The organism is uncultured Sulfitobacter sp. (assembly GCF_947499945.1).
GTDB lineage: Bacteria > Pseudomonadota > Alphaproteobacteria > Rhodobacterales > Rhodobacteraceae > Sulfitobacter.
Genome location: NZ_CANMQD010000001.1, coordinates 503,346 through 529,951 on the forward strand (window position 1 = coordinate 503,346; position 26,606 = coordinate 529,951).

The window sequence follows — 26,606 nt, forward strand, 5'->3', positions numbered from 1 at the left end:
CGTTAGACACAACGATATGCACCAAAGTGCCGTTGTCCTTCTGGTGACGAATGAAACTGACCGAAACGAGGCAAGGTATGCGCTCCATGCCGCTAATAGGCTTTTCTACTTCAATGGGGAGATGAAACTTCCCGCAAACAGGTCGAGGTTCTGGGAAGCGGTGAGTATCGTCGGGAAAAACAACCATTCAAGCCCACAATCTATAGGTGATCCTAGTTCCGCTTGAGTTCGCGGAGAACAACCGTGATCTTGCGATGATCAGCAGCACGTTTCGAAGATTGGATCTCTTCCGAATGCAAGTCGTTAAGGTCAGGACCTCAGGCCAAACCAGACAACGCGCTTCGGTTCCGCAGAGCAAGACGCAAAAGCCGGTTCGGTTCGAGATGTCGTAAGTAATGCGTGCACCAGTTGCGAAATGAATCGAAAATCCCGTGATGGTCGGATCAGCACATCTCTAGTTGAGCCGATTTCATTAACGGCTTCATTTCTCTAAAAGGCAGCAAACACGGATCGTTCGCGATTGGGTACATGCATCGGACTTGAGACTATAGCTTACGGCACTCACTTGATGTGCCGGGCCAAACTCACGCGGGAATACAGGAAATCAGGCAAGCTGCGCGCAGTACAGTTCTTACTTGGGCACACCAAAATGGAAAGAACTGTCCGGTATACGGGCGTCGGATTGGAGAATGCACTGTCGATCTCTGAAGCCATCGAAACTGAGTATTTTTCGGCCGCATCCGCAGGCGGCTGTGAAGCCTGGAACGCAGAAATTGCATAGATTCAGTTGAAAGGCTTAATTTCTACTCTATCGGCTCCGGAAAAAAGGCTCACTTTCCAACGGCCATATTTCCCGAAGACACGCAAAAGCCAATCTTCGAGCGGACGAAAAGTTCGGGCAGGCGCAAACTGCTGCGCCTGCCCGATTTTATCAGCTCTTCAGTGCGGAGAGCACATCATCGCCAGTGATTGGCAAGTGACGGACCCGACCTCCTGTTGCATTATAGATCGCGTTACCGATGGCGGGCGCAATTACAGTTGTGCCCGGCTCTCCCAGACCAACCGGAACTTCGGAACTATCGATAAACTCGATTTCCATTTCTGGCACATCCCCAAGACGTAGTGGTGTGTAGGCGCCGAGATTAAGATCAACGACATTGCCGTTCTCGATCATTGTACCTTCGTAAAGAGCCATGGAGAGGCCCCAAAGAGCGGCACCCTCACATTGCGCACGCGCGCCATCGGGGTCAACGACAGTACCGCAATCAAAGGCGAGCCACATCTTTTGGACATCGACCTCGCCAGTCTCGGAATCCACTGCCAGCTGAACAACAGCGGCGGTCCAGGTCGGCATGCTGCGCGATTGTCCGAAGGTCGTTGCAAGTCCCATCGCCGTGCCTTCCGGCAGATCTATCTTACCATAGCCAGACATTTCAGCAACGCGCTTCAACACAGCGGCCTGCCGCGAGGCGCCACCCACCGCATTTGGTGCAGAGCCTGCATTGATACCTTCTGCCTTGAGGTGGTCGAGCCGGAATTGCAGCGGGTCAGCGCCCACATTATGTGCGGCTTCGTCCATAAAGCTTTCAACTGCAAAATTGGTCCAGCCTGGTCCAACCGACCGCAACCAACCGGGACGGAAGGTCTGGTTCGCTAGATCATTAGAGATTGCCCGCACGCGGTGCGCACCGACGGTATACCAGTGGTCCGCCCCATCAATTGCAAAAGGATCGTAAGGCTCGCCGTTGACGCCCTTGGGCATAAAACCCGGTGCCATAACTTGCGTTGGCCAACCCGCAGACGCGTGATGCTCCATGCCCGTCACTGCCTGCGCGTCGTCAAATGCCATGCGCAGCTTTTGCACCGAGGGCGAACGGATGCTGTCGAACAATGTGTCTTCCTCACGGGAAAAAACCAGCTTGACCGGCTTGCTCACAGCCTTTGACGCTAGTGCTGCGGGCACGATGTAGTCCCCGTTCAGACGACGGCCGAAACCTCCGCCCAACATATAGCTGCGCATCACGATCTTATCGGCAGGCACTTCGAGCGCTGTGGCCAGCGTCGGCAGGATAAGCGATTGCCATTGGTTGCCAGAGTGGGTTTCCCAAATACCGTCTGCATTCTGGAAGACCGTCGCATTCACTGGCTCCAACTGGAAGTGCAGAACCGACTGCGTGGTATACTCGGCTTCCATGACCGTTGTCGCGGCGTCGAAAACGCCGGAGGTTTCAGGCTGCTCGGTATGCAGTATAGAACCTGATTCGCCCTGAATAAGCGCACGCGACCGCGCCTGAATATCCGCTTCTGAAACATTTGCGGTCTCTCCAGCCGTCCAGTCCACGCTGATCTCGTTGGAGGCAGAGCGCGCCGCATACAGCGTCTCACCCAAAACGACGACCCAGCCCGGAACTGTACCTGACGGATCATCAAGCACGACCGTCTCCAAGTAGCCTTTGATGCCCTGCGCTGCGCTGTCATCAACCGAATTGACCTTCGAGCCATAGCGCGTTGGAGGCAGCATCGGAACGCCGTAGACCATACCATCAACTTTGGCATCAAGGCCGTAGATCGCCTGCCCCGTTGTTTTAGTATCAAGATCAAGCGGATGCACATCCTGCCCTACAAGACGCAGATCGGCGTGAGGTTTGAGTGGCAAGGCGGCCAATTCGTCCTCGGTAAAGCTACGATCAATACCGCCAGCCACAAGATCGCCGTAGCTGATGCTTTGCGTGCCATCTGTCACGCGACCGTCGCGCGCAGTCAGATCAGAGGCATCAACGCCCCACTTGGTGGCGGCAGCGTCAATTAAGGCAGTACGCCCAGCAGCGCCTGCTTTACGATAAACAGGCCAGCTTTGCCAGATGGACCAGCTGCCACCGGTGACCATCAAACCCCATTTTTCATCCGTATCAACGTGAGTGATGTGAACATTTTCCCACGCCACTTCCAATTCATCGGCAAGAATACGAGCAATGGCTGTGCCAACGTGCTGGCCCATTTCGGCGCGTATGATGTTGACGTTGACGCGGCCATCGGCGTCGATCCAGTACCACATCGAAGGCTCGAAGGCCTGCCCATTCGGGGTGATCGGAGTGCCATCCGGAACTTCAGGATTAATCGCGGCACTTGACGCCTGCGGAAAACCGAAAGCTACACCAGTGGCCGTCATTGAGACAAGAAAACCGCGGCGGGTCATCTGCGATTGGGTGTCGGAGCCGTTGAGGCGGGACATCAGATTAGTCATTTGCAGAACCTTTCATTGCAGTCGCCGCATCTCGAACGGCCTGCCGTATGCGCGTGTAAGTCATGCAACGGCACAAATTGCCGCTCATCACTGCGTCGATGTCATCGTCGCTCGGGCTCGGTGTATCTTTCAGCAAAGAGGCAGCCTGCATGATTTGCCCTGACTGACAATACCCGCACTGTGGAACACGAAGGTTGCGCCAAGCTTCTTGAACGGGGTGTGCCCCCTTCTCATCAAGACCTTCAATGGTCGTGACCTGCAGCCCCGCAACATCCGATAGGTAAGTTATGCAAGACCGCTGTGCAGTGCCATCGATATGGACCGTGCAGGCACCGCAAGCACCGATGCCGCAGCCAAATTTAGTCCCCGTAAGGCCAATCTCATCGCGGATCGCCCACAGGAGCGGCGTGTTCGGATCAGCATCGACAGAAACCTTCTGTCCGTTTAATTCAAATTCAATCATAAAGTTATTCCCCTTGAGGTATGTCTGAACACAAACCGCCCGAAGAAAGGAACTTTGCTTTAATCGCTAGACATTTATCTTGTGTGTTGGAAAGTAGCTGAAAACCCACTTATTTGTAAATTAAAGACGTAGACTGCAGTAGGCGCGGTTCAAGCCTGACGTAGGGCAAATTAGCGTCAGTCGCAGTCATCCGCTCTATTTCACTCAATGCTTCAGAAAATTTGCGCGGCCATGGACATTCTTTAACATCCGACATTTCGACGTTATCAAGACGCGGCATTTCCGCCTATTAGGGGTTTGGGCGCAGAATCGAGTTGCGCCGCGATATCCCTCGTTATCAGCGTCGCGGAATAAGCAGCCGTACGTTGTTGCAGTGACGGACCCCGAAGAAAACCTTTGCTATTGCAGCGTCCGATGCTCGGTAGCGCAGCAAACTTTCTCAGGCCGGGCATTCGACCACATCAAAATCTGCAGAATTTAAACGCATCTTCACTGCGATCAGTCTTTACGATCAAGATGCTGACTCGGTGGCCATTGATCTGGTCCAATTCAATGGCCAGATCCTGCCCATAGCAACCGCTTATACGCCAAAAAACTGCGTGCTTCACTGATGACCGATTTGAGAAAGCTGCACCCTAACAGCGTTGTTTGCCGCCCCCAGCCACTCTAATCAGAAGTTAGACTCGCAAGCATTCGCATTTATCAGTCGGGTCATCACCGGTTCCGAATTCGTATTTTGAAAAAGTTCTGCGGTCGGGGCGTATCTCTTTGGGCTAACGCACTACGGAGAGGCCGATCACCTGAAAATGATCGGCTAGAATTCAGGGTAAGGCTGCCTATGCTTTTTCCCGGCGACTTGACGCACAATGGCACCGACATCCATCAACTTCTCGGCCAGAGGATTTGTATTGCGCCAAACCATGCCGATGCTTCTGGCGGGGCTTGGGGGCGGAAACCGCGCGACCGAAACCTCCGCCATTCGGGTTTCCAGAGGCAGTGCCATCTCGGGAATGAGGGTCAGACCCATTCCGGCCCCTACCATCTGGACCAAAGTCGAGAGCGAGCTGCCTTCCATTAAATAACGCGTCTTAGCGGTCGAAATCTCGCAAAAACTGAGAGCCTGATCGCGGAAGCAATGCCCTTCTTCCAATAGTAACAGCCGCATCTGATGTAGGGTCTGCGCGCTCGGTACGGGGTTGTTCGCTTCGTTGATCGGGCGGATCAGCACGAAATCCTCTTCGAACAGCGCAAATTCTTGAAGGGCCGGTTCCGAGATCGGGAGGGCGACGATTGCTGCGTCCAGTTGCGAATTGAGCAAATCTGAAATCAGCGTTTTGGTGACTGACTCGTGCGGATAAAGTTCGAGGGCAGGCATCTGGACGGCGAGCGCGGCCATGATCTCGGGTAAGAGATAGGGTGCAATCGTCGGGATGATGCCAAGACGTAACTGCCCCGCTAACGGCCCTGTAGCCGCGCGGGCCAAGCCGTCCAACTCTTCGACTTGAACTAGGATGTGACGCGCACGGTCCAAAAAAGCCTTGCCGAGGCTGGTCAGGCCGACCTGACGCGCGCCGCGTTCTACAAGAGGCGCCCCCAACATGCGCTCCAATTCCTTGATCTGCACCGAAAGTGCCGGTTGCGATATGCCGCAGGATTCGGCGGCGCGTCCGAAGTGGGTGTGGCGCGCGAGTGCCTCGAAATAGCGAAGGTGCTTAAGTGTGATGCCAACCATTAGCGCAAGTTATCGATTTGGTTAGAAAATTCAATTGGAATTTATTGCCTCGGCACGTTAAAATAGCTACATCTTGCAGAAATACGCAAACCATATGAATCGGAGCAAATCATGGACGGAAACAACGTAATGAAGGGCGGGTGCCCTGTGATGCACGGCGGCAATACCGAGATCGGCAACAGCCCGACCCGCTGGTGGCCAAAAACGCTGAACGTTCAAATCCTTCACCAACACGACGCCCGCACAAATCCGATGGATGCCGACTATGATCATCGGGAAGCCGTAAAGGCGCTCGATTTTCAGGGCGTATGGGATGAGGTTGACCGGCTGTTGACCGATAGCCAGACGTGGTGGCCTGCGGATTGGGGGCACTACGGGGGTCTGTTCATCCGTTTGTCTTGGCACGCTGCCGGATCCTACCGACTGGGCGACGGTCGTGGGGGCGCAGGAACAGGAAATATCCGCTTTGAACCGCTGAATTCGTGGCCCGACAACGCCAGTCTAGACAAGGCGCGGCGTATCCTATGGCCCGCAAAGAAGAAATTTGGCAACGCCCTATCCTGGGCCGATCTGCTCGTGCTTGCTGGAACGGTTGCCTATTCGAATATGGGCCTCAAAGTCTACGGTTTTGCTTTTGGTCGCGAAGATATCTGGGGCCCAGAGCTAGACATTAACTGGGGCAACGACAGCGAGATTCTTGCTCCCACCAACGAGCGTGTAGAAGACATCTCGGACGCTACCTCCATGGATAATCCGTTTGCCGCATCGCACATGGGCCTCATTTATGTGAATCCCGAAGGCGTGAACGGTAACCCCGATCCAGCAGAGACAGCGAAATACGTCCGCATGACCTTTGGGCGCATGGCAATGGACGATGTGGAGACCGCAGCCCTGACGGTAGGCGGCCACACTGTCGGAAAATGTCACGGCGGTCTGGCAGCAGAGGAAGTCGGGCCAGGCCCGGCGGGCGCGGACATCGTAAACGCGGGCTTTGGTTGGAGCGATCCAGGTTTCAACGGTAAAGCCAACACTGCCCATACCTCGGGCCTCGAAGGCGCGTGGACGTCGAACCCGACGCAGTGGGACAGTGGCTATCTTGACCTGCTGTTTAAATACGAGTGGAAAGCGGTGAAATCCCGCGCCGGTGCATGGCAGTGGGAGCCGATCGACATTGCAGAAGAGGACAAAGTGCCGGATGCCTCTGACCCCTCGATCAAGCACAATCCTATTATGACCGATGCCGACATGGCGATGAAAATCGATCCGATCTACCGCGAAATCTGCGAGAAGTTCCGCGCGGACCACAACTACCTTTCAGAGACTTTTGCCAAGGCATGGTTCAAGTTGACCCATCGCGATATGGGCCCGAAAGCCAACTACTATGGCCCCTTTGTTCCGCAAGAAGACCTGATTTGGCAGGACCCGGTTCCGGCGGGTTCCACTGACTATGACGTCGATGCGGTAAAGGCGAAAATTGCCGACAGCGGTCTGACTGTTGCCGAGATGATCGCGACAGCGTGGGACAGTGCCCGAACCTATCGCGGCTCGGACATGCGCGGCGGTGCAAACGGTGCACGTATCCGCCTTGCGCCGCAAAAGGACTGGGAAGGCAACGAGCCTACACGTCTTGCCAAGGTCCTTGGAATTCTGGAGCCAATCGCCGCGGATGCGGGTGCGTCAATCGCTGACGTGATCGTTCTGGCAGGCAATGTCGGTCTTGAACAGGCTATCAAAGCGGCTGGTCAGGACGTCCCTGTCCCCTTCGAAGCGGGCCGTGGCGACGCCACGGACGAGATGACCGATGCAGACAGCTTCTCGGTGCTTGAACCAGTGGCGGACGGCTTCCGCAATTGGGAAAAGCAAGACTACGTGGTTGCTGCCGAAGAGATGCTGCTGGACCGTGCGCAACTTCTGGGCCTGACTGGCGCGGAAATGACGGTGCTAGTTGGAGGGCTCCGGATGCTCGGTGTCAACCACAACGGCTCAAAGCATGGTGTCTTCACTCAGCGTGAAGGGCAGCTGACCACAGACTTCTTCCAGACGATTACCGACATGGATTACAAGTGGGTTCCGGTTGAGGAAGACGGCACGTATCAAATTCAGGACCGTGCCACGGGGGAGGTCAAGTACACGGCAACGCGCGCCGATCTCGTCTTTGGTTCAAACTCGATCCTGCGGGCCTTCGCCGAAGTCTATGCTCAGGATGACAATGAGACGAAATTCGTGCGCGACTTCGTCGCTGCATGGACAAAGGTGATGAACGCCGACCGCTTTGACCTGATGGCTTGAAGAAATCGAAGTTCGGGCAGGCTGTTGCCTGCCCGAACCACCTTACAACGGCTATGCCCGACGCTAGACGACCCATAGCGCCCAGCACCTGCTGGATTTTCAACAAACAACTTATGCTGTAGATTTACACCGTGCGGTAAATTTCGAAGCGATCGGCAAGAACAAACCGATCATCTCAGACCCAGCAAAAGCTGCCAATCATCCTATCTTGTCTTGGCCTGAAAATCTTGGCCTAAAAACGATGCCCAGCATCCGTCAACATGAGCTCTTTGCCCCCCTTCGCTAAGTTTTGGTGCATGACCGTTCGCGGGAGACGAGCAGCAAGATATCGTTCGTCCTGCGGTCAAATACCAGTCTAACGGTAGATCGACGTCGCCTTAGAGCGTCGCTTTGAAGGCTTGCCCTATCCGGTCGGATCGAGACCAATCGCAGACATCAAATCCCAATTCATACGCCCGTATTGTCGTGTCGAAACATGTGCACCGTCATCGAACTCGCTTGCGAACAGGTAGCTGCGATTGCAGGTCATAAAGTTATGCGGACCTGCGCCGCGCTCTGTACGCCGCTGAACGGGCAACTGGTTCTGAAATGTCCCGAAGGCGGGGCTGTCTGGCAACCGCTTGCGAAAAACCACGAATTGAGGCGGGCGCCATGCTGTCATGGGAATCATGAATTGGCATTTGAGCGCAGCAATGGAGCAATATGAGGCTTACCGGCTGCATGAGGCAACCCTGACAATACAGGTCGCCATACTGCGTGCCATCTAGCGGGAGTACTGCTGGATTCCAAGGATGCGGTGCGGTGTCCGCATAGTAGGCATCATTTTGGTGCGGCAATCTTGCAGCCCAGCAGTCTGTTTTAGGGACTTATCCGGTTTTTCTGTTGATGCATCATCAGCTGCAATCGGTTTGTTTCGATAACAACCACTGCACAAAAGCTCTGTCACTTTTTGAGAGAACTATCCTCATTGGCTTTTGCACAAGATTCTAGGGCTTCAACCAAAAAGCGTGCATTTTCTTGAGCAAATTTTTCTTGAAAGATTGCACGGTCAAACTCGGGTGAATCCTGCGTCATTTCAGACGGCAAAACCCATTTGAGCCTCCAAGGGAACGGGGCAAGGAACGAGTAGTGCTGGGCTCCCTTCACGATGATTTCCGGCGTAACCTCGGAAACCGATCGAAGGTTTAGCTGTTGAACCACCCGACTTGCATGCGCATCCGCCGATAAGACATTCTGAAATTCAGGTCGCCAAACTTCAATATGAAGCGCCTGAATATCTGCGAGGGCGGCATCAGAAAATGTAACGGCGACTGGATCCACAATAGACGCAGCGCAAAGGCGACCGTCGCCTAGACCATCAAACGGCGATTGAAACTCTTGCTCCAAAAGTGCGTGCAATGAGCCATCCTGAGATTCAACTATGGTGCAGAATGGATCCGAATTTGGAACTCCGCAGTGCTCGGCAATCAGCATCATTTCTGGTTCAGCACCAAGTGCGGCAAGAACAGTGTATCCACCAAGTGAAAAACCAAATGCGCCGATACGTTTTGGATCAATGCGTGTACCCCAAACATCGTGTGAAACAAGCGCATCAATCACAGAAGTGATTTGACGGGGGCGTCCTTCCATCACGACCCTGCGGCCTACACCACTATTGTCTTTGAAATTATCCCTTGGATGCAGCGGAGCAGCGGCAATAATGCCTTGTCGGGCCAGTGCCATAGCGATGTTCCGGTGGCCGAGGTCGGACCCTTCGGTGCCGTGCGAAATTACAACCAAACCGCGTTGACCTTCCAAGGGCAAAGCGTTGCGCACAGCTTCGATTTTGTACGGCCCCAGTTTGACGGTTCCGCCACGCTCTAAGGTTGGATACCAGAGCGAGACCTGCATTTCTCCACCCATCGGGTCGGCAATGGTTAAGCGGGCAAAGCCGACCCCCTCGGCATGTGTTGGCGCGGTCCACAGTATAGTGGTGAATAATGCGGCAAGGATTGTTATTTTCATGGCAAACTCCCAAAGCATGATGTTCTTCGAGAAAGCTACATTTGCAAAAACAGCGCGACCTTGATCATGATATAGTCAGTCTGAATCGTGATTTAGTCCAAGAGACTAGATACACTTGAGGCGACTAGGACTTAAATAACCACCATGCTGATGATCCCGATAATCTTTTTGCCAGCGATTGCTTTGATTGTAATAGCGCTTTGGTTTGCAACAAAACTACGCCAGCAACTGCGCGCGCCTTGGCTGATCGCATTCCTGTGCAGTCTTGCAATGCAGTTATTGCTGCTGGGTTTTCGGTATGGATACGGGATTGAGGGCGTCTTGAAGGTTCAGCATCTCTCAGGCGTTCTCATACCCCCTTTGGCCTATTTGGCGTTCACCAACCCTTCTTTCTCGCTCAGTGTGATGGTGCATGGGGGTGTTGTTGTGGTGATGGGAGTGGTTGTTTTTTTGGCCCCATATACTGCGGATGCGGTGCTTGGGTTGATCACATTGGCCTATGCCATTGGACTGACTTTGGTTTTATTGCGCAATGGTGACAATGTTTTTGCATGGGCCCCTTTGCGGTACACCGCTGCGCTTCGGCTCGGCCTCTACGGAGCGGTCGCTGCTCTTATACTGTCTGGCACTACTGACGCAATTATTACAGCAGACTTTTGGATCGCAGATGGAAGTCGGACCAGCGCGATCGCCGCGATGGCGTCGCTTGGAGGCGTGGTGTTGCTGGCAACTTGCATCGCTGTGTTCGCGTGCTTTGACTTTGCCAAGCCTTCGAATTCCAGCTTAGATGTGGACAAAGCATTCGTGCAAAGACTCGATGCCGAAATTGCCCAAAAAGGGCTCTTTCGCGATCCTGACCTGACGATAAGCCGTCTTTCAAAACGCCTTGCGCTTCCTGCACGCGATATTTCACAGGCTGTCAACAGAAGCACGGGTCTGAACATGTCTCAATACATCAATAACATGCGTATAAAAGCAGTCTGTGAAATACTCGAATCCACAGAGGTCTCAGTCACAGCAGCCATGCTGGAAGCGGGCTTTTACACGAAGTCAAATTTCAATAGAGAGTTTCGTCGTGTTATGGGCCAAACGCCGACAGATTGGCGCAATGCCTTGAAATAAAGATGAAAGTCTGAAAACGGCCCAGCGGGAAGGCTTCTGCCCTCGGCCCTAAGCAGACATTCATCAAGCCTCGGCCATGCTGCGATTGCAGCACGCATTGCCTACATTCACCGCGACCGCATAAATAGATGGTAGGTGAATTCACACAGTGCGGGCATTGCCGACATAGGATTTCGACTAAGCGGTTAACGCCGCCCCATGCCAGGACCTCGAGAGGCGTGCGGCTTCGCCATTATGTCTCGCATCGATTTATCAAACGTAGTGTGGAGACGAAGGTGATATTGGGGATCAGACCGCAGACCTTGATGAAAGTGCATTTCTAGATAATTGCGAAAGCGAATGCCACAACATCGCGCCTTATTCAGCAAATCATTGATCTGGCACTAATTTCGCTTGTGTAAATACATGGCTGGAATGGCACAAAATCTGTCCAACATTTAAACCTAACACCTTCTGCGGTTGTTCACCGGAACCGGGGCAAACGCTGGAGCGGTTACTGGATCCTAAGCAGGAGCTTTCACGAACCCCAGCGCCTACTCACGCGCTACGCTAGTGCTCAGCAAGAAGTAGCGGTAGATCCCCACTACCGCTATCGATCCAGCGGATGGCTACTTTAGGCGCCACCGGGACGCCGAGGGCACTCCTGCGATGGTTGAGGCGACTTGCAGATGTTCACAAACGGCGCAGCGAATTGCAGCTCTGAGCCCGTTTTGCCATACCTCTACTATGCCGCGCAGTACCGACAAAAGGAAATCGGTAGATCACAGGCAAAGATGCCCCGATCCGTATGTCTCCCTCCCCGCCTTCAAAAGCGCGTGGCATCTACTTGTTTAACCGCCTAAGCTAATGCGAGACTGTTAATGAGCAATTATAAAAGCCAAGGAGATTTCAATGAAATTCGCCACCACAATTTCCACACTCGCACTGATCACAGCTGCAAACACAGCATTCGCTAATTGTGAAGAAGTCCGCTTTTCCGACGTCGGGTGGACCGACATCACAGCGACCACTGCCGCCACATCCGTTGTCCTTGAGGCACTTGGCTATGACGCATCGACCGATATCCTCTCTGTGCCTGTGACCTATGCGTCCATGGCGGAAGGCAATATTGACGTCTTTCTCGGCAACTGGATGCCCACAATGGAAGGTGATATCGCCACCTACCGCGAAGCGGGTACCGTCGACACCGTGCGCACAAATTTGACTGGCGCAAAATACACACTCGCGACCAATGCCGCTGGTGTTGCTGCGGGGATCACAGATTTCGCCTCTATCGCGACAGCCGCTGAGGCTCTTGACGGTAAGATTTACGGGATCGAAGCAGGCAATGACGGCAACCGCCTGATTCAAGACATGATCGACGGCGGCGTTTTTGGGCTGTCCGATTTCGAGGTTGTTGAATCCTCCGAGCAGGGCATGCTGGCCCAAGTTGAACGCGCCGTTGACCGGTCCGAGCCTGTTGTCTTTCTGGGCTGGGAGCCGCACCCAATGAACGCAAACTTTGATCTGACCTACCTGCCCGGTGGTGATGACTTCTTTGGCCCCGATCTGGGCGGTGCCACAGTTGCGACAAACACGCGTGCGGGTTACGTCGCAGAGTGCCCCAATGTGGGTAAGCTGCTGACGAACCTCGAATTCACACTCGCCATGGAGAACGAGATTATGGGCGCGATCCTGAACGACGGTGTTGATCCAGAGGATGCCGCCAAGGCATGGCTTGCAGCCAATACAGACACATGGATGGCGTGGGTTGACGGTGTGACAACGCTGGAAGGTGGCGACGCTGTTGGTGCTGTCACAGCCGCAATGGCCAACTAAAATAAGAAAAAGAGGGGGGCACAGATGTGCCCCCCTTTCACCATAAGGGGCAGGCATGGACTGGTTAGAAACGTATAAAATCCCGATGGATGATGGGTCAGAGGCTATCGTGGATTGGCTCAAAACCCATGCGCGCCCGTTCTTTGATACACTTTCGGACGCTCTGGAATGGATGATCGACGGGATCGTCTGGGCGTTGCAGACCCCGCCCACCTTGCTCATTGTCGTGCTGTTTGTTGCTCTTACATGGGCGTTGCAGCGCTCTTGGAAAGTTTGCCTTCTGGTCGCGCTCTGCCTGCTTTTCATCATCAATCAAGGGTATTGGGAGGAAACAACCGATAGCCTTGCGCTTGTGTTGTCCTCTTGTGTGGTGTGCATGGGGCTCGGTGTGCCGATTGGCATTTTCCTTGCCCACCGCCCCCGCGCTTATCAATTCATCAGCCCCGTTCTTGACCTGATGCAAACCCTGCCCACTTTTGTCTACCTGATCCCCGCGATTGTGTTTTTCGGCCTCGGTATGGTGCCGGGCTTATTTGCAACGGTTATTTTCGTCATCCCCGCCCCGATCCGGCTCACATATCTTGGCGTCTCGAAAACTCCGACCGAACTGACCGAGGCCGCCGAGGCCTTTGGCGCGACCCCGACCCAACTCCTCTGGAAGGTCGAATTGCCCTATGCGGTGCCCCAGATCATGGCAGGTTTGAATCAGGTCATCATGCTGTCCTTGTCCATGGTTGTGATCGCGGCCTATGTGGGCGCCGACGGTCTGGGCAAACCAGTGGTGCAGGCGCTTGGGCGCAATGATCCGGGTCTGGGGTTTGAATCGGGCTTTGTCATTGTCGCTGTTGCGATCATGCTGGACCGTATGTTGCGGGTAAAACGGTCATGAACGCGGTAGAGTTCGATAACGTTAGCATCGTCTTTGGCGATGACCCGGCGAGTGCCCTCCCCCTGATGGACGCAGGGCAACAACGCGCCGAAATCAGCGCCGCCTGCAACCAGATCCTTGGTGTGCACAACTGCTCGCTCACTGTGGAAGAGGGCGAAATTCTCGTGCTGATGGGCCTGTCCGGCTCTGGCAAATCGACATTGCTGCGCGCGGTCAACGGCCTGAACCCCGTGGTGCGTGGCGAAGTTCGCGTCCGGACCGGTAACACGATGACAAGCGTGTCTGGCGCCGACCGCAAAACACTGCGCGATATAAGGCTGCGCACCGTCGCGATGGTCTTTCAGCAATTTGGCCTGCTCCCGTGGCGAAATGTGCGCGATAACGTCGGACTTGGGCTGGAACTGGACGGGCAATCCGCTGCCGTGCGCCGCAAAAGGGTGGATGATGAGCTGGAAGGCGTCGGCCTATCGGACCGCGCTGACGCTTTGGTCGGGGAGCTTTCGGGCGGGATGCAGCAAAGGGTCGGACTTGCTCGTGCTTTTGCCACAGATGCTCCGATCCTTTTGATGGATGAGCCGTTCTCGGCCCTCGACCCGCTTATCCGCTCGAGGTTGCAAGACGAGCTGCTGGAACTGCAAGCCAAACGCGGCCGCACGATCATTTTTGTCTCCCATGATCTGGACGAAGCGTTCAAGCTGGGCAACCGCATCGCCATCATGGAAGGCGGGCGGATTGTGCAATGCGGAACACCCCAAGACATCTATACCAATCCCGCCAACGATTATGTTGGCGATTTCGTCGCCCATATGAACCCGCTCAGCGTGCTCTGCGCGCGCGACGTGATGGAGCCTGTGACGGGTGCGCCCTCAACGACCGTTGCCGCTGAGACGAGCATCCGCGATGTGATGGCACAGCTGGGCGAAGACCAGACGACGATTGGTGTCCTTGAGGGCAAAAAAATGATCGGGCAGATTTCAAAAGACCGCATTCTCGCAAAGCTGAGCGACCCCCGCACCTAAGCAAAACAACAAAGCAGACCACTGTGCCACCAGATTGCTGCATAAATGACGAATGGGAGCTTTTAAACCAATCGCGAAGGTTCGCTCAGGGCCGAGAGTGCAATTATGTTGAGCCTCTTGATCCGAAGGCCACTCGTCGGTCTGAATGAGCGTACCGCCTCAAAACTCCGCTAAGTTATAGTTTAGAAAAGTCCTGTCTATCTCGTCAGCCAGTTCGAGCGCGGGGTGAGCATCAGCGATGCGCTGTTCGTTTCGTGCTGCTTGCCTCGCCACGGCGTGCAGTGTCCAGATGGTTTGCTGGGGGTGGTTTAAGTCAATAGGCGAACCAAACATCAAAAGAAGCAAAGCAGCGCACACCACTCACATTACCTACGATCACGACAAAAGGAGCAGCAAGGTACTTCTGGGAAAAACGCCAGTGCATCGTATTGCGCTTTACATCCCAAGGAGTCCGTAGAGAGACCAGCGTTAATAAAAATTGAATAAGATAGTTTGTCTTAGCGTAAATATTTGAACAACTGGTGCGGGCGGGGGGACTCGAACCCCCACGGGCATACGCCCAACAGATTTTAAGTCTGGTGTGTCTACCATTCCACCACGCCCGCAATGGGTGCAACATACCGTGCTCTGGCGCGGTGTAAATGTCTCAAATGTCTTCGCCGATCTTGCCCAGCGGCGCACCTTTGGCCAGCAGCGCCTTCTCTGACAACCACGGGTTATTCGCCACGGCCTCCAGCATCTGCGCGCGCGCCTCCGCGATGCGCCCGAGGTTCATCAACGTCAGGCCCCTGCCCGATTGCGCCGCGACATGGCGTGGCTGTAGTTCCAGCGCACGGTCAAGGTCCTTTAACGCAGCAGCGTAATCCTCGCGCAAAAAACTGATGTAGGCCCGCTGGTTCCAGCCTTCGGCATAATCGGGGCAATACTCGGTAAGCCGTGTAAATTGCGCGTAGGCCTCGACAAAATCGAAACTACCCCGCGCCGCCATGCCACGCTCCAGCACGGCTTGGGCCGCATCGTCGGGCGCACGCAGCCAGACCTTCCACATCGCATCCGAAGCAGCCTGCCCTTCACGGAAGTTCTCCGCCGCCTGCGCTTGAGCGAACAATCCTTCCAACTCTGCACTTACATCCGCAGATGCAGGGCACTCCTGCGCAGATGCAGATAAGGAAAACGCGGGGCCGACCATCACGGCTAAGGCAAACAAGATACGCATGTCCTATAGAATGGCGCGACACGCCCTTGGGTCAAGTCCCCTCCGACAGCATCACTTCCTTCACCGCTTCCATCGCCACATAGGTAGAGGTCGAGGCCACATGGGGCAGCGCCGAAATCGTATCACCCAGAAACGCACGGTAGCTGTTCATATCCCGCGTGCGCACTTTCAGAAGATAGTCAAAGTTCCCTGCGATCATATGGGCCTGCTCGATCTGCGGCACCTTTGCCACTGCTGCATTGAACGCTGCCAAAGCGGCCTCGCGCGTATCTGTCAACCGAACCTCTACAAATGCCACGTGATCAAGCCCTAGACGGATCGGATTCAGCATGGCACGGTAGCCCAGAATAACGCCGTTCTCTTCCAACCGCCGCAGCCGCGCTTGGGTGGGAGACTTGGACAGGCCAATGCGTTTGGACAGGTCGGTAATACTAATGCGTCCATCCTCGGCGAGGGTCGCCAGAATCGCCTGATCGAATTGATCCAAATCAGAAGTGTTTTGCGCCATAAATCTGCCCTCAATGACGTGTTTGGCCCTGAATTTCGGGCATCTTCAGGCAACATGCCTGCAAACGACGTGATAAACTAGTCAAAACCCATCCATGGAGAATCCAATATGGCACGTGACACATCTCTTTCCCTGCGCGCAACCATCGACACAGGCACCTATGCCGAACCCGATGCTGTATTGGCCACTCTTATCGAAACCGCCAACCTCTCGGCGCAGGACCGCAAGGACATTACCACATTGGCCGCTGGCCTTGTGCGCGACATTCGCGGCACCACATCACCCGGTCTGATGGAGGTTTTCCTTGCCGAATACGGCCTTTCCACAGATGAGGGTGTGGCGCTGATGTGCCTCGCCGAAGCGCTGTTGCGCGTGCCTGACGCCGAGACGATGGATGCCTTGATCGAAGACAAGATTGCCCCCTCAGACTGGGGCCGCCACATGGGCCACTCCACCTCCACTATGGTTAACGCATCTACATGGGCGCTTATGTTGACAGGCCGTGTTCTGGACGACGAGCAACCCGGCCCCGTCCGCCACCTGCGCGCCGCGATCAAACGCATGGGCGAACCTGTGATCCGCACCGCCGTAGCCCGCGCCATGAAGGAAATGGGCCGCCAGTTCGTTCTGGGTGAAGACATCAAAAAAGCCATGAAACGCGCCGCAGGAATGGAAGCCAAAGGCTACACCTATTCCTATGACATGCTCGGAGAGGCTGCCCGCACCGAGAGCGACGCCCGCCGCTATCACCTGAGCTATTCCGACGCGATCTCTTCCATCGCCCGTGGCTGTACCCACGACGACATTCGCAAAAACCCCGGCATCTCCGTCAAACTCTCCGCCCTGCACCCCCGCTACGAAGTGGCGCAGGAAGCATCTGTGATGAAAGACCTCGTACCCCGTCTGCGTGCTTTGTGCCTGCTCGCCAAATCCGCAGGCATGGGCTTGAACGTTGACGCAGAAGAAGCTGACCGCCTCGGCCTGTCGCTCGACGTGATCAACGCTGTGATGTCCGAGCCAGCCCTTGCAGGATGGGACGGCTTCGGTGTGGTTGTACAAGCATACGGACCCCGCGCCGCTGGCACCATCGACGCACTTTATGACATGGCAGAACGCCACGATCGCCGCATCATGGTTCGCCTCGTTAAAGGTGCGTATTGGGACACAGAAATCAAACGCGCCCAAGTTGAGGGCGTCGATGGCTTTCCGGTATTTACGCGAAAAGCGGCCACTGACGTCAGCTATATCTCCAACGCACGCAAGCTGCTGGGCATGACCGACCGCATCTACCCCCAATTCGCCACCCACAACGCGCACACCGTCGCCGCCGTTCTGCACATGGGCGAGGACAAAGAGCTGTATGAGTTCCAGCGTTTGCACGGAATGGGCGAGACACTGCACAATATCGTCCTCAAGAACCACGGCAGCCGCTGCCGTATCTACGCCCCTGTTGGCGCACACAAAGATCTGCTCGCCTATCTGGTCCGTCGCCTGCTGGAAAATGGTGCGAATTCCAGCTTCGTAAACCAGATCGTAGACGAAGACGTCGCCCCCGAAGAAGTCGCCGCCGATCCGTTCAGCAAGCTCGAAGAGAGCATTCCGGTGATACCGCGCGGTCCTGAAATCTTCCGTCCCCTGCGTGCCAACGCAAAGGGGTTCGACCTCACGCATACGCCTACACTCACCGCGATTGAACAAGCACGTGAACCCTTCGCCAATGCGACATGGACCGCCAAACCCATCATCGCGGGCGGCACTAAAGGCGGCGACGCGCAAGAAGTGGCAAACCCGACTGGCGCCACCTCCCCCGGTACAGTCCACCCAGCTACACCTGCTGACGTTGCAAAAGCGCTCGACGCGGCAAAACCGTGGGACGCACCCCTCGACGAGCGCCGCAAGGCCCTCCTGCGTGCCGCTGATATCTACGAGGAACGCTACGGCGAAATCTTCGCGCTCCTGACGCGCGAAGCTGGCAAAGGCCTCCCCGACTGCGTGGCCGAGCTGCGCGAAGGCGTGGACTTCCTGCGCTACTACGCCGCCCAAGCTACCAATATGCCCCCCGCTGGCGTGTTCACCTGCATCTCGCCATGGAACTTCCCCTTTGCAATCTTCTTGGGACAGATCAGCGCCGCCCTTGCCGCAGGCAATGCCGTACTCGCAAAACCAGCCGAGCAAACACCACTCATCGCCCATTTGGCGATCAGTGTACTGCATGAAGCTGGCGTTCCAGCGACTGCCCTGCAACTCCTCCCCGGCGCAGGCGATGTGGGCGCGGCTCTGACTTCTGACGTACGGATCAATGGCGTCGCCTTCACTGGCTCCACTGGCACGGCACAGCGAATCCGCGCCGCCATGGCCGACCACTGCGCCCCCGGCACGCCGCTCATCGCGGAAACGGGTGGCCTCAACGCCATGATCGTCGACTCAACCGCCCTGCCCGAGCAAGCGGTTCAGGCCATCGTGGAAAGCGCCTTCCAATCCGCAGGACAACGCTGCTCCGCACTGCGCTGTCTTTATGTCCAAGCGGACATCGCCGAAGACTTCACAAAAATGCTCATCGGCGCGATGCAAGCGCTGCAAATGGGCGATCCGTGGAACCTGAGCACAGACGTTGGCCCCGTTATCGACGAGACAGCCCGCAAAGGCATCGCCGATCACATCGCCGCCGCCCGCGCCGATGGTCGCCTTGTGGCAGAATTGCCCACACCCGATCACGGCACCTACATCGCGCCGACAATCATCAAGGTCAAAGCCATCAGCGATCTGGAGCGTGAAATCTTTGGCCCCGTCCTGCACATGGCGACCTTCAAATCCAACGAGTTAGACAAAGTCATCAACGCGATCAACGCCACAGGTTATGGCCTCACCTTCGGCCTGCACACCCGCATTGACGACCGTGTGCAATACGTCTCCGAGCGGATCGAGGCGGGCAACATCTACATCAACCGCAACCAGATTGGCGCAATCGTAGGCTCGCAACCCTTCGGCGGTGAAGGCCTGTCGGGTACAGGTCCAAAGGCGGGCGGCCCAAACTATCTGCCCCGCTTCTCGGCACCTGATCTGGCCGACGTCTCTCCCGCATGGGACAAAGCGGGCACGCTTCCGGCGCTGCCAGCGCATACACCTACTGCGCTCGACACCGTATCGCTGCCAGGCCCTACAGGTGAGAGTAACCGCCTCTCGACCCTGCCACGCGCCGCGATCCTTTGCGCAGGCCCCACAGCCGACACAGCCGCCGCACAAAAGCGAGCTGTCGAAGCACTGGGTGGCATCGCCGTTGTCGCAACAGGAAGCATTGCAGCCGATGCGCTGACAACTGGACCCGACTATGGCGGCATCCTGTGGTGGGGCGACGCAGAAACGGCACGCCAGATGGAGCAAGCATTGGCAAAGCGTAAAGGCCCTATCATGCCGCTGATGCGCGGCCTGCCCGACACTGCGCGCGTACGCCAAGAACGCCACGTCTGCGTCGACACAACTGCCTCTGGCGGCAACGCAGCCCTTCTGGGCGCCTCTGCGTAAATCCAAACGGTCAGCCCCTATTTGGTGGGCTGACCTTTCCCTTCATTTTGCCATTAGACTGAATTCCTCCAGCTGCACCATGACACCGCGCCGACGGCTTTCGTCCCCGCCCATCGCTTGCCCTTGACGCTCCTCGCGCAATCGCAGAACGTGGCCCGATGTTTCCCATCCGTGATCATAATCCTTCTGGCCGCGTGCCTTACGTGACCTATGCGCTGATGGCCGCCAACATCGGCATCTTCCTCAGCATGCTTCCCATCGCGGGGGATGAGCGTGCGCTGGCACAGCTCTACTACGACTACGCCCTCCTGCCGCGCCGCGTGATGGAGGGCGACGGCTTCAATGCCCTGCTCAGCTCCCAGTTCTTGCATGCAGGCTGGGCGCATATTGCTGGCAACATGCTGTTTTTATGGATCTTCGGTGATAACGTCGAGGACGAGATGGGCCATGCCCCTTTCCTCGTCTTCTACCTCGTCGCGGGTGCGCTCTCGGGCTACGCCCATGTCCTAGCCGATTCCACGTCATATGTCCCCACAGTCGGCGCATCGGGTGCCATCGCTGGGGTCATGGGCGCCTACCTTTTGTTGTTCCCAAAAGCCCGCGTCGACATTCTGTTTTTCATTAGAATTATCCCCATCCCCGCATGGATCATGCTGATGGTCTGGTTTGCAATGCAATTCGTTGGCGGCATGGGGGCTACGCCCGAAACGGGTGGCGTCGCCTATTGGGCCCACGCAGGCGGCTTTGTCGCGGGTCTGCTATTGGCCCTTCCGCTCTGGCTGCGTCTTGGGGGGCCAAAGTTCTGGAAAGCCACCCATGGCCACCCGCCACATCCCCCCGCCCGCTACAACATGCCAAAGGTCAAACGCAAATGAGCCTCAAAATCACAGTTACCTGCCACTGCGGCGCATGCAGCGTGACTGCAACTCTACCCAATGGCTTTACCGATGCGGCACGCTGCACCTGCTCGTTTTGTAAACGCCGTCAGGCGGCGGCTGTCACCGCAACCACTGCCAGCGTTGTAGTCACAAAAGGCGCAGACAGCCTTACAGTTTACAGCTGGGGAACCCACACGGCGAAACACTATTTTTGTAAAACGTGTGGCATCTACCTCTACCACCAACGCCGTTCCGATCCCGCACAATGCGGCATCAACCTTGGATGCATCGAGGGCGTTAACACATGGGAACATGAGCCTGTGGCGTGGACGGATGGCGTAAACCACCCCTCCGACCGCAAGTAGCATTTAGCCGCGCACGAGCTTCGAGAAACCGGTAAAGATCGCTTCGTTCGCGGCGATAATCTCGCCATCCTGAACAACATCGCCGCGCGGATTGATCGGCTCGACCAGACCACCCGCCTCTTTTACGATGATTACACCCGCAGCCAAATCCCACGAGTTCAAACGACGCTCCCAGAACCCGTCATAGCGGCCCGCAGCCACATAGGCCAAATCAAGCGATGCCGCACCCCAGCGGCGAATACCCGCACAAGACGGTGCAATACGCGCCATATCCTGCAAGGTCGCCGGCAGATCAGAGCGTCCACCAAACGGGATACCCGTGGCAAAGATTGACTCGATCATCTTGTGACGCGCCGAGACGCGCATACGGCTCTCGTTCATCCACGCACCCGCACCCTTCTCAGCGAAAAACATCTCTTCTTTAGCTGCGTCAAATACAACGCCCGCGACAACCTGCCCCTTATGCTCAAGTGCTATTGAAATCGCCCAATGTGGCAAACCGTGCAGAAAATTCGTCGTGCCGTCCAGCGGATCAACAATCCAGCGGCGTGTGGGGTCTTCACCCTCCTCTGCACCACCCTCTTCGGCGATCCAGCCATAGGTCGGGCGCGCCGTGCGCAGCTCGTCCTTAATAATCTTCTCGGCGTTGATGTCAGCGCGGCTCACAAAATCGCCTGCACCTTTCATGGACACCTGAAGCTGCTCTACTTCACGAAAGTCCTTCACCAACGCACGCCCCGCTTTACGCGCAGCCTTGATCATGATGTTAAGATTTGCACTGCCAACCATGTCATTACGGCCTTTGTCTTAGAGGATTTCCGCCCTCTTAGGACGTACCGCTCCAATTGCCAATAGCCAGTGACGCAGCGTGCCACTTGTGCCGCCTTGCAACTGCGATACCGTGGGCCAAATCCAATGCCAGAAACCAAAGGGAGAACACCATGTCAGAGACAATGAAACAAATCGTCCTCGCCAGCCGCCCGGACGGCGCACCGACCCCCGCCAACTTCCGCATGGAAGAATTGCCAGTGCCCACACCGGGCGAAGGCGAAGTGCTCGTGCGCGTTCATTATATGTCACTGGACCCCTATATGCGCGGTCGTATGGATGACGCAAAATCCTACGCCGCCAACATCCCAGTTGATGGCAAAATGGAAGGCGGCTCTGTCGGAGAAATCATCGCGTCGAATGCAAAAGGCTTTGAAGTTGGCGAATTCGTCATGGGCGGATTTGGCTGGGCCACACATTCTGTTGCTCCTGCTGCGGGGCTGGCCAAAATCGACCCCAACACTGCCCCCATCACATATGCTCTGGGCGTTCTCGGGATGCCTGGCCTCACAGGCTGGTACGGCCTGACGGAGCTGGGCAAACCAAAAGAGGGCGAAACTCTCGTCGTCGCTGCGGCCACTGGCCCCGTAGGTTCCATGGTCGGCCAGATCGCCAAATCGCGCGGCCTGCGCACCGTTGGCATCGCTGGCGGACCTGCCAAATGCAAACTCGCAGTTGATCATTTCGGCTTTGACGTCTGCCTTGATCACCATGCGTATGCCACCGCGTCGGAGTTACGCGCCGCAATCAAAGAGGCCGCGCCCAAAGGCATCGACATCTACTTCGAGAACGTAGGCGGCAAAGTTCTTGAGGCTGTCATGCCTCTGATGAACCAGTTTGGCCGCATTCCGATCTGCGGCATGATCGCATGGTACAACGAAGGTGGCCTCGGCGCCGATGCGATCGAAAAAGGCCTCACCGCCCCGAAACTCTGGCGCACGATCCTTGTCAACTTTCTGAGCGTGAACGGCTTTATCATCTCCAACCACTGGAACCGCATGGGCGATTTCCACAAAGAGGTCGGCCCGATGATCGCCAACGGCACCGTCAAAGTTCAAGAGGACATCACTGAAGGTCTGGAGAACGCCCCCGACGCCTTTATCAAACTCCTGACAGGCGGCAACACCGGCAAAGCCATCGTAAAAGTCATCTAAACCAATCCCCCGCGCGACTGTCAAAGCTAGCGCGGGGTGCCCCTCTTTCTTTCTGAAATGCTGGACCCATTACCCAGCGCCCCACCTCTCTTCCGCTGTGAAAAGATCAGGCCCTTGTGTGAATGCAGCAAAAGACCGCTTCCAGTCGGAATTTACCGATGCGGCCCTATACAGAATGGCAGCTTTCCGTCGAAGAGTTGAGCCGCGCCCGCAATTCTATCGTTGTTAATAGCAGGATTGCTTTCGCGGCAATTCTCGAAGTGTGGCCGCGCGTTTTTTCAAATTGCTTCGGGAAATGGTGCAATACTCTCTGCGAGCACCTTAGGAGTTTTAGACATCGTCATTAAGCGGGCTTATTTTATTACCATTCCGTTACGACAAGGACAAAAATATGGAAATCCAGTGAGATACAAAATCGCAGCTACCGGACTCTGCTTATTACTTCCCTTCACTTCCCTCGCCTTTGAACCAAAAGAGGTTATCGATATGGGTAGCTGGTGAGGATGCAGGCTCGATTGGTCCAACAGAATGCGTAGATCAACAGATTTGTTCAAGTATGAAGGCTGCGGATGCTCAAGACGACGCATATGTTACGTCACGGTTCTGTGCTACCGAAGCCTCTAATCAGGCTGATCTACTGCTGAAGAAGTTTTATCAATCAGCAATTCTTAAAAAGAACGCTGATAACTTGCTGCCCCAAAAATTCCGGTGTTTTGATTTAGCCTGTTCTCCAACTGAGGAGACAGACGATGAAGAGAAGCTGCTTCAGCGAAGAACAGATCATTGGGATATTGAAAGAGCATCAGGCCGCACTTGGCGCGAAGGAATTGTGCCACAATCACAGTGTCAGCGATGCGAAGTTTTACAAATGGCGATCCAAGGACGGTGCAATCAAAGTCTAGGGCCACTAGGTTCGGGAAATTGGATCATCGCTGCCTTTTCAATTATGATCATTTTGGGTTGCCACAAAGGGCCAAGGCAGTCAGGTAGGATGAAGCGGGTACGAGTTTCTGTTTCTGCCACTTGGGAGATGGACAATGGTTTTTGCCAAATTTTCAACCAGAGCTGACTACAACAGTCTGGTTATCGGACTTCGCACATTGAACAGACGGGAATTCTTCGGAAAGTCCCGCAGATCGTCCCGAATTGTCCCTCAACATATCAGGAAAGTTTGTTAGATGGCATATTTACTCGAACCCGCCATTGGCATCTGCCGTTTTTCGTTTTGTGGTAAAGGGGACTGGCGTGCATCTCGTGCAGCCAAAACACCCGCCGAGATTGAAGACATGCGTGCCAAGACGGCTGAACAGCTTTACACAGATGAACGCATGTCGCTGCGATTTTACCTGTTTGAAAACTTTCTGCTTCCGTCTCTCAAAGCACAATCAGACAAGAACTTCCTGTGCCTGATATTGACGTCAGATATCATGCCAGAGGTGTATAAAAACAGACTTCAAGACATCTGTTCAGCTGATCGCAACCTCGAACTTCTGGTATCATCAGAAGCGACCGTTCATGAGGCATTGTGGCCCAGAATATCCGAGTTGAATACGCTTGCAGGGCGACCGTTGGTCGAGTTTCGGATAGATGACGATGATTGCTTGTCTCGCGATTATGTTCAAGAACTACGTGGATTTATGACCCGCCTCGGGGACCGCATGCCCGTCAGTTATTCGCGTTCGAACGGATTGGTCATAACCAATTATGAGGTCAACGGTGAGATGTTCATCTATCAGGCCCATTTGCCCTTCAACAGCATGGGTACCGCGATCCGCGTTCACGGAGATCGCACAATTTTCTCCTTCGGGCACAATGCTCTGCACAAGCGGTTTTCTGCAATCGTGGATAACTCTGGTATGGGATATATTTCGATCAAAATTGACGGACACGACTCTGAACCGATCAGCATGGAAATGCCTCATATCAGAGACAGCCACGTGCCGATCGGGCGTGATGAGACAGAGGTCATTCTGTCAAAGTGGTTTCCATTTCTAGCCGAGGACAACGCGTCGCTCTATGATGTTTTAGTCAGCAGGATATATCACGCTGCATCACTGTCTCGGACCAAATCCAACGCTCCAGTTCCCGATTGAAAGGAGCCCATGTTTGACGCGTGTTTTCAGCATATTTGAGCGGATCGGGCTTGGCGGCGGGGGAAAGGTCAAGGCCGTCTATCACCGCATGAACGCTCTGTCCGAGATTGCCGAATTCGATCCGATTTTGCTGAACCTCAATCACAGTCCCAACCAAAAGCTCAAGTTTGCCGAGCTGCAGGCGAATGGCACAATCGCGTCCGACGTACAAAACCTCACTGTGCCAGAGGCGTGTTACCAGTCTGCGATTGATGCAGGTATTCAACCCTTCAATGACTTCCCCGAATTTGATCAGACATCGGCCAAAGGGCACAAGGTCGTATACTCCCTAAACGGGATTCCCGTTTTTACCGACACAGTCAAACAGACTCCGATCGGCGTAATCACCAAACGCAGAGTACCTCACCCCGATGGAGAGCTGCTATACACACTCATCGAGGGGGAGGTTCACCAATTGATGCGGCGCACCACCAAAGGTACCGTTGAGACAACTGATTTTGTAAAATCGCTACCTATCCGCTGGTTCAAGACCCAAGATCGCCAGTTCGTCATTGGCAAAAACCTGATCACTGACACAATCTGCAGAACCCAACGCATCTTTGGCCAGAATTTGTTCGAGCTGATCAGCTGGGATGATGCAGTCGTCTTTTTCGACGGCGTTACCTCGGCCTATCTGTCCCCAGTAACCAGTGTGCCCCGCGCCCTTTTTTTGCACGCCGATCATCGCGGCCCCGAGGGCGACATTGTCCCCCGCTCAAAATTCCTAATCGAGAATTTCAAAGGCGAAGCCATCATCACATCAACACATGTCCATAAGCAACAAATCCACGCAGACGTGACACCATCAGCGGAGATCCATGTGATTCCGCATTTCTGTGAAACAACTTCGGTCATTGGCGCACCGCGCAGGAACCTCGTGACCGTCTCGCGGTTGGAGTTGACTGGCAAACCTATTCACGAATGCATCGAGGCCTTTTGTCAGATCAAAGACGAGTTCCCTGACATAGATTATCTGATCTATGGCTTGGGCGCAGGAGAACAGGAGCTGGAAGCACAAATCGTGCGTCTTGGCTGTGATGACCGTGTACAACTGGCAGGGTATACCTCAGAGGCATTGAACGTTTTTCGGCACGCACTTGCATCTGTCTATCCCACAACCACCGAAGGGTTCGGTCTCGCTATTCTAGAGGCACTTTCAAACGGATGTCCGGTAATTTCCTATGACGTAAACTATGGACCGCGCGAAATGATCTCATCAGGTAAAAACGGGGAATTAGTGCAGCGCGGTGACATACCTGCCATTGCAGACGCAATGCGCCGAGTGCTTTTGCAGCCAGAACAGTATCAGCGCAATACGGATCACGGGCTAGAGCGGTACACACGCCAGACCTATGTCTCTAACTACCGCGACTTTGTAACCAAGCTTGCGAAATCAGGCATCTCCGATTGAGCGCAACGAGGT

19 protein-coding genes, 1 tRNA gene and 1 pseudogene are annotated in these 26,606 nt (G+C 55.2%); 12 read left to right on the forward strand and 9 right to left on the reverse strand.

Features of this window, described 5'->3' with window-relative positions:
- Positions 1 to 931 precede the first annotated feature (931 nt).
- The 3 genes from Q0775_RS02465 to Q0775_RS02475 all read right to left on the reverse strand — a co-directional run bounded on the left by Q0775_RS02465 (position 932) and on the right by Q0775_RS02475 (position 5,439).
- A complete protein-coding gene (locus tag Q0775_RS02465; RefSeq protein ID WP_298857744.1) occupies positions 932 to 3,244 on the reverse strand; it encodes a molybdopterin cofactor-binding domain-containing protein in 2,313 nt (770 codons plus the stop codon).
- Positions 3,237 to 3,707 (reverse strand): (2Fe-2S)-binding protein, encoded by a 471-nt coding sequence (locus Q0775_RS02470; RefSeq protein ID WP_298857745.1) that lies wholly within the window; start codon positions 3,705 to 3,707, stop codon positions 3,237 to 3,239. Before Q0775_RS02470 ends, Q0775_RS02465 begins: the two co-directional genes overlap by 8 nt.
- Positions 3,708 to 4,521: 814 nt before the next feature.
- Positions 4,522 to 5,439 (reverse strand): hydrogen peroxide-inducible genes activator, encoded by a 918-nt coding sequence (locus tag Q0775_RS02475; RefSeq protein ID WP_298857746.1) that lies wholly within the window; start codon positions 5,437 to 5,439, stop codon positions 4,522 to 4,524.
- 111 nt (positions 5,440 to 5,550) lie between these two features.
- Here Q0775_RS02475 and katG point away from each other — a divergent pair, with 111 nt between their 5' ends.
- A complete protein-coding gene (katG, locus tag Q0775_RS02480; RefSeq protein ID WP_298857747.1) occupies positions 5,551 to 7,728 on the forward strand; it encodes a catalase/peroxidase HPI in 2,178 nt (725 codons plus the stop codon).
- Between the two features lie 403 nt (positions 7,729 to 8,131).
- Here katG and Q0775_RS02485 read toward each other — a convergent pair whose 3' ends face one another.
- The gene (locus tag Q0775_RS02485) at positions 8,132 to 8,389 is read right to left on the reverse strand and encodes a hypothetical protein (RefSeq protein ID WP_298857748.1); all 258 of its coding nucleotides are present in this window, start codon (positions 8,387 to 8,389) and stop codon (positions 8,132 to 8,134) included.
- Positions 8,390 to 8,670: 281 nt separating this feature from the next.
- Positions 8,671 to 9,732 (reverse strand): hypothetical protein, encoded by a 1,062-nt coding sequence (locus tag Q0775_RS02490; protein ID WP_298857749.1) that lies wholly within the window; start codon positions 9,730 to 9,732, stop codon positions 8,671 to 8,673.
- Between the two features lie 483 nt (positions 9,733 to 10,215).
- On the opposite strand from Q0775_RS02490, the gene Q0775_RS02495 reads away from it, so the two are divergent.
- From Q0775_RS02495 to choV, 4 genes are all read left to right on the forward strand, one after another.
- Positions 10,216 to 10,854 carry an AraC family transcriptional regulator gene (locus tag Q0775_RS02495; RefSeq protein ID WP_298857750.1) on the forward strand — a complete coding sequence of 213 codons (639 nt, stop codon included), beginning with the start codon at positions 10,216 to 10,218 and terminating at the stop codon, positions 10,852 to 10,854.
- A gap of 891 nt (positions 10,855 to 11,745) precedes the next feature.
- Complete coding sequence (gene choX, locus Q0775_RS02500; RefSeq protein WP_298857751.1) at positions 11,746 to 12,672, forward strand: choline ABC transporter substrate-binding protein; 927 nt, start codon at positions 11,746 to 11,748, stop codon at positions 12,670 to 12,672.
- Between the two features lie 55 nt (positions 12,673 to 12,727).
- Positions 12,728 to 13,561, forward strand: a complete 834-nt coding sequence (gene choW, locus Q0775_RS02505; protein WP_298857752.1) for a choline ABC transporter permease subunit — start codon at positions 12,728 to 12,730, stop codon at positions 13,559 to 13,561.
- On the forward strand, positions 13,558 to 14,580 hold the full coding sequence (gene choV, locus Q0775_RS02510; RefSeq protein WP_298857753.1) for a choline ABC transporter ATP-binding protein: 1,023 nt from the start codon (positions 13,558 to 13,560) through the stop codon (positions 14,578 to 14,580). The genes choW and choV overlap by 4 nt, the downstream gene beginning before the upstream one ends.
- A 519-nt stretch (positions 14,581 to 15,099) precedes the next feature.
- On the opposite strand, the gene Q0775_RS02515 is transcribed toward choV, so the two are convergent.
- The 3 genes from Q0775_RS02515 to Q0775_RS02525 form a co-directional block, all read right to left on the reverse strand.
- Positions 15,100 to 15,185 (reverse strand) — tRNA-Leu (locus Q0775_RS02515).
- Positions 15,186 to 15,226: 41 nt separating this feature from the next.
- Entirely contained in the window at positions 15,227 to 15,796 is a 570-nt protein-coding gene (locus Q0775_RS02520; RefSeq protein ID WP_298857754.1) for a tetratricopeptide repeat protein, read from the reverse strand.
- Between the two features lie 31 nt (positions 15,797 to 15,827).
- On the reverse strand, positions 15,828 to 16,304 hold the full coding sequence (locus Q0775_RS02525; protein WP_298857755.1) for an Lrp/AsnC ligand binding domain-containing protein: 477 nt from the start codon (positions 16,302 to 16,304) through the stop codon (positions 15,828 to 15,830).
- A 108-nt stretch (positions 16,305 to 16,412) separates the two neighbouring features.
- On the opposite strand from Q0775_RS02525, the gene putA reads away from it, so the two are divergent.
- The 3 genes from putA (at position 16,413) to Q0775_RS02540 (ending at position 21,069) form a co-directional block, all read left to right on the forward strand.
- Positions 16,413 to 19,826, forward strand: coding sequence for a bifunctional proline dehydrogenase/L-glutamate gamma-semialdehyde dehydrogenase PutA (gene putA, locus Q0775_RS02530; RefSeq protein ID WP_298857756.1), 3,414 nt, complete (start codon positions 16,413 to 16,415; stop codon positions 19,824 to 19,826).
- A gap of 158 nt (positions 19,827 to 19,984) precedes the next feature.
- Entirely contained in the window at positions 19,985 to 20,701 is a 717-nt protein-coding gene (locus Q0775_RS02535) for a rhomboid family intramembrane serine protease (RefSeq protein WP_298857757.1), read from the forward strand.
- Positions 20,698 to 21,069 (forward strand): GFA family protein, encoded by a 372-nt coding sequence (locus tag Q0775_RS02540; protein WP_298857758.1) that lies wholly within the window; start codon positions 20,698 to 20,700, stop codon positions 21,067 to 21,069. Before Q0775_RS02535 ends, Q0775_RS02540 begins: the two co-directional genes overlap by 4 nt.
- A gap of 3 nt (positions 21,070 to 21,072) precedes the next feature.
- Here Q0775_RS02540 and Q0775_RS02545 read toward each other — a convergent pair whose 3' ends face one another.
- Positions 21,073 to 21,858 carry an inositol monophosphatase family protein gene (locus tag Q0775_RS02545; RefSeq protein WP_298857759.1) on the reverse strand — a complete coding sequence of 262 codons (786 nt, stop codon included), beginning with the start codon at positions 21,856 to 21,858 and terminating at the stop codon, positions 21,073 to 21,075.
- Between the two features lie 152 nt (positions 21,859 to 22,010).
- On the opposite strand from Q0775_RS02545, the gene Q0775_RS02550 reads away from it, so the two are divergent.
- The 4 genes and pseudogenes from Q0775_RS02550 (at position 22,011) to Q0775_RS02565 (ending at position 26,594) form a co-directional block, all read left to right on the forward strand.
- The gene (locus tag Q0775_RS02550) at positions 22,011 to 23,051 is read left to right on the forward strand and encodes an NADP-dependent oxidoreductase (protein WP_298857760.1); all 1,041 of its coding nucleotides are present in this window, start codon (positions 22,011 to 22,013) and stop codon (positions 23,049 to 23,051) included.
- Between the two features lie 749 nt (positions 23,052 to 23,800).
- Positions 23,801 to 23,950, forward strand: a pseudogene (locus Q0775_RS02555) (transposase); the annotation flags it as partial.
- A gap of 279 nt (positions 23,951 to 24,229) precedes the next feature.
- The gene (locus Q0775_RS02560) at positions 24,230 to 25,144 is read left to right on the forward strand and encodes a glycosyltransferase (protein WP_298857761.1); all 915 of its coding nucleotides are present in this window, start codon (positions 24,230 to 24,232) and stop codon (positions 25,142 to 25,144) included.
- Positions 25,145 to 25,157: 13 nt separating this feature from the next.
- Entirely contained in the window at positions 25,158 to 26,594 is a 1,437-nt protein-coding gene (locus Q0775_RS02565; RefSeq protein WP_298857762.1) for a glycosyltransferase, read from the forward strand.
- Positions 26,595 to 26,606: the final 12 nt, after the last annotated feature.

Excerpts from the sequence above, each read along its gene's own strand:
- choW (WP_298857752.1), top strand. The coding sequence starts at position 12,728 with ATGGACTGGTTAGAAACGTATAAAATCCCGATGGATGATGGGTCAGAG.
- katG (WP_298857747.1), top strand. The coding sequence starts at position 5,551 with ATGGACGGAAACAACGTAATGAAGGGCGGGTGCCCTGTGATGCACGGC.
- Q0775_RS02465 (WP_298857744.1), bottom strand. The coding sequence starts at position 3,244 with ATGACTAATCTGATGTCCCGCCTCAACGGCTCCGACACCCAATCGCAG.
- Q0775_RS02535 (WP_298857757.1), top strand. The coding sequence starts at position 19,985 with ATGTTTCCCATCCGTGATCATAATCCTTCTGGCCGCGTGCCTTACGTG.
- Q0775_RS02525 (WP_298857755.1), bottom strand. The coding sequence starts at position 16,304 with ATGGCGCAAAACACTTCTGATTTGGATCAATTCGATCAGGCGATTCTG.
- choV (WP_298857753.1), top strand. The coding sequence starts at position 13,558 with ATGAACGCGGTAGAGTTCGATAACGTTAGCATCGTCTTTGGCGATGAC.
- Q0775_RS02485 (WP_298857748.1), bottom strand. The coding sequence starts at position 8,389 with ATGACAGCATGGCGCCCGCCTCAATTCGTGGTTTTTCGCAAGCGGTTG.
- Q0775_RS02540 (WP_298857758.1), top strand. The coding sequence starts at position 20,698 with ATGAGCCTCAAAATCACAGTTACCTGCCACTGCGGCGCATGCAGCGTG.
- Q0775_RS02560 (WP_298857761.1), top strand. The coding sequence starts at position 24,230 with ATGGCATATTTACTCGAACCCGCCATTGGCATCTGCCGTTTTTCGTTT.
- Q0775_RS02475 (WP_298857746.1), bottom strand. The coding sequence starts at position 5,439 with ATGGTTGGCATCACACTTAAGCACCTTCGCTATTTCGAGGCACTCGCG.
- Q0775_RS02470 (WP_298857745.1), bottom strand. The coding sequence starts at position 3,707 with ATGATTGAATTTGAATTAAACGGACAGAAGGTTTCTGTCGATGCTGAT.
- Q0775_RS02550 (WP_298857760.1), top strand. The coding sequence starts at position 22,011 with ATGTCAGAGACAATGAAACAAATCGTCCTCGCCAGCCGCCCGGACGGC.
- choX (WP_298857751.1), top strand. The coding sequence starts at position 11,746 with ATGAAATTCGCCACCACAATTTCCACACTCGCACTGATCACAGCTGCA.
- Q0775_RS02520 (WP_298857754.1), bottom strand. The coding sequence starts at position 15,796 with ATGCGTATCTTGTTTGCCTTAGCCGTGATGGTCGGCCCCGCGTTTTCC.
- putA (WP_298857756.1), top strand. The coding sequence starts at position 16,413 with ATGGCACGTGACACATCTCTTTCCCTGCGCGCAACCATCGACACAGGC.
- Q0775_RS02545 (WP_298857759.1), bottom strand. The coding sequence starts at position 21,858 with ATGGTTGGCAGTGCAAATCTTAACATCATGATCAAGGCTGCGCGTAAA.
- Q0775_RS02490 (WP_298857749.1), bottom strand. The coding sequence starts at position 9,732 with ATGAAAATAACAATCCTTGCCGCATTATTCACCACTATACTGTGGACC.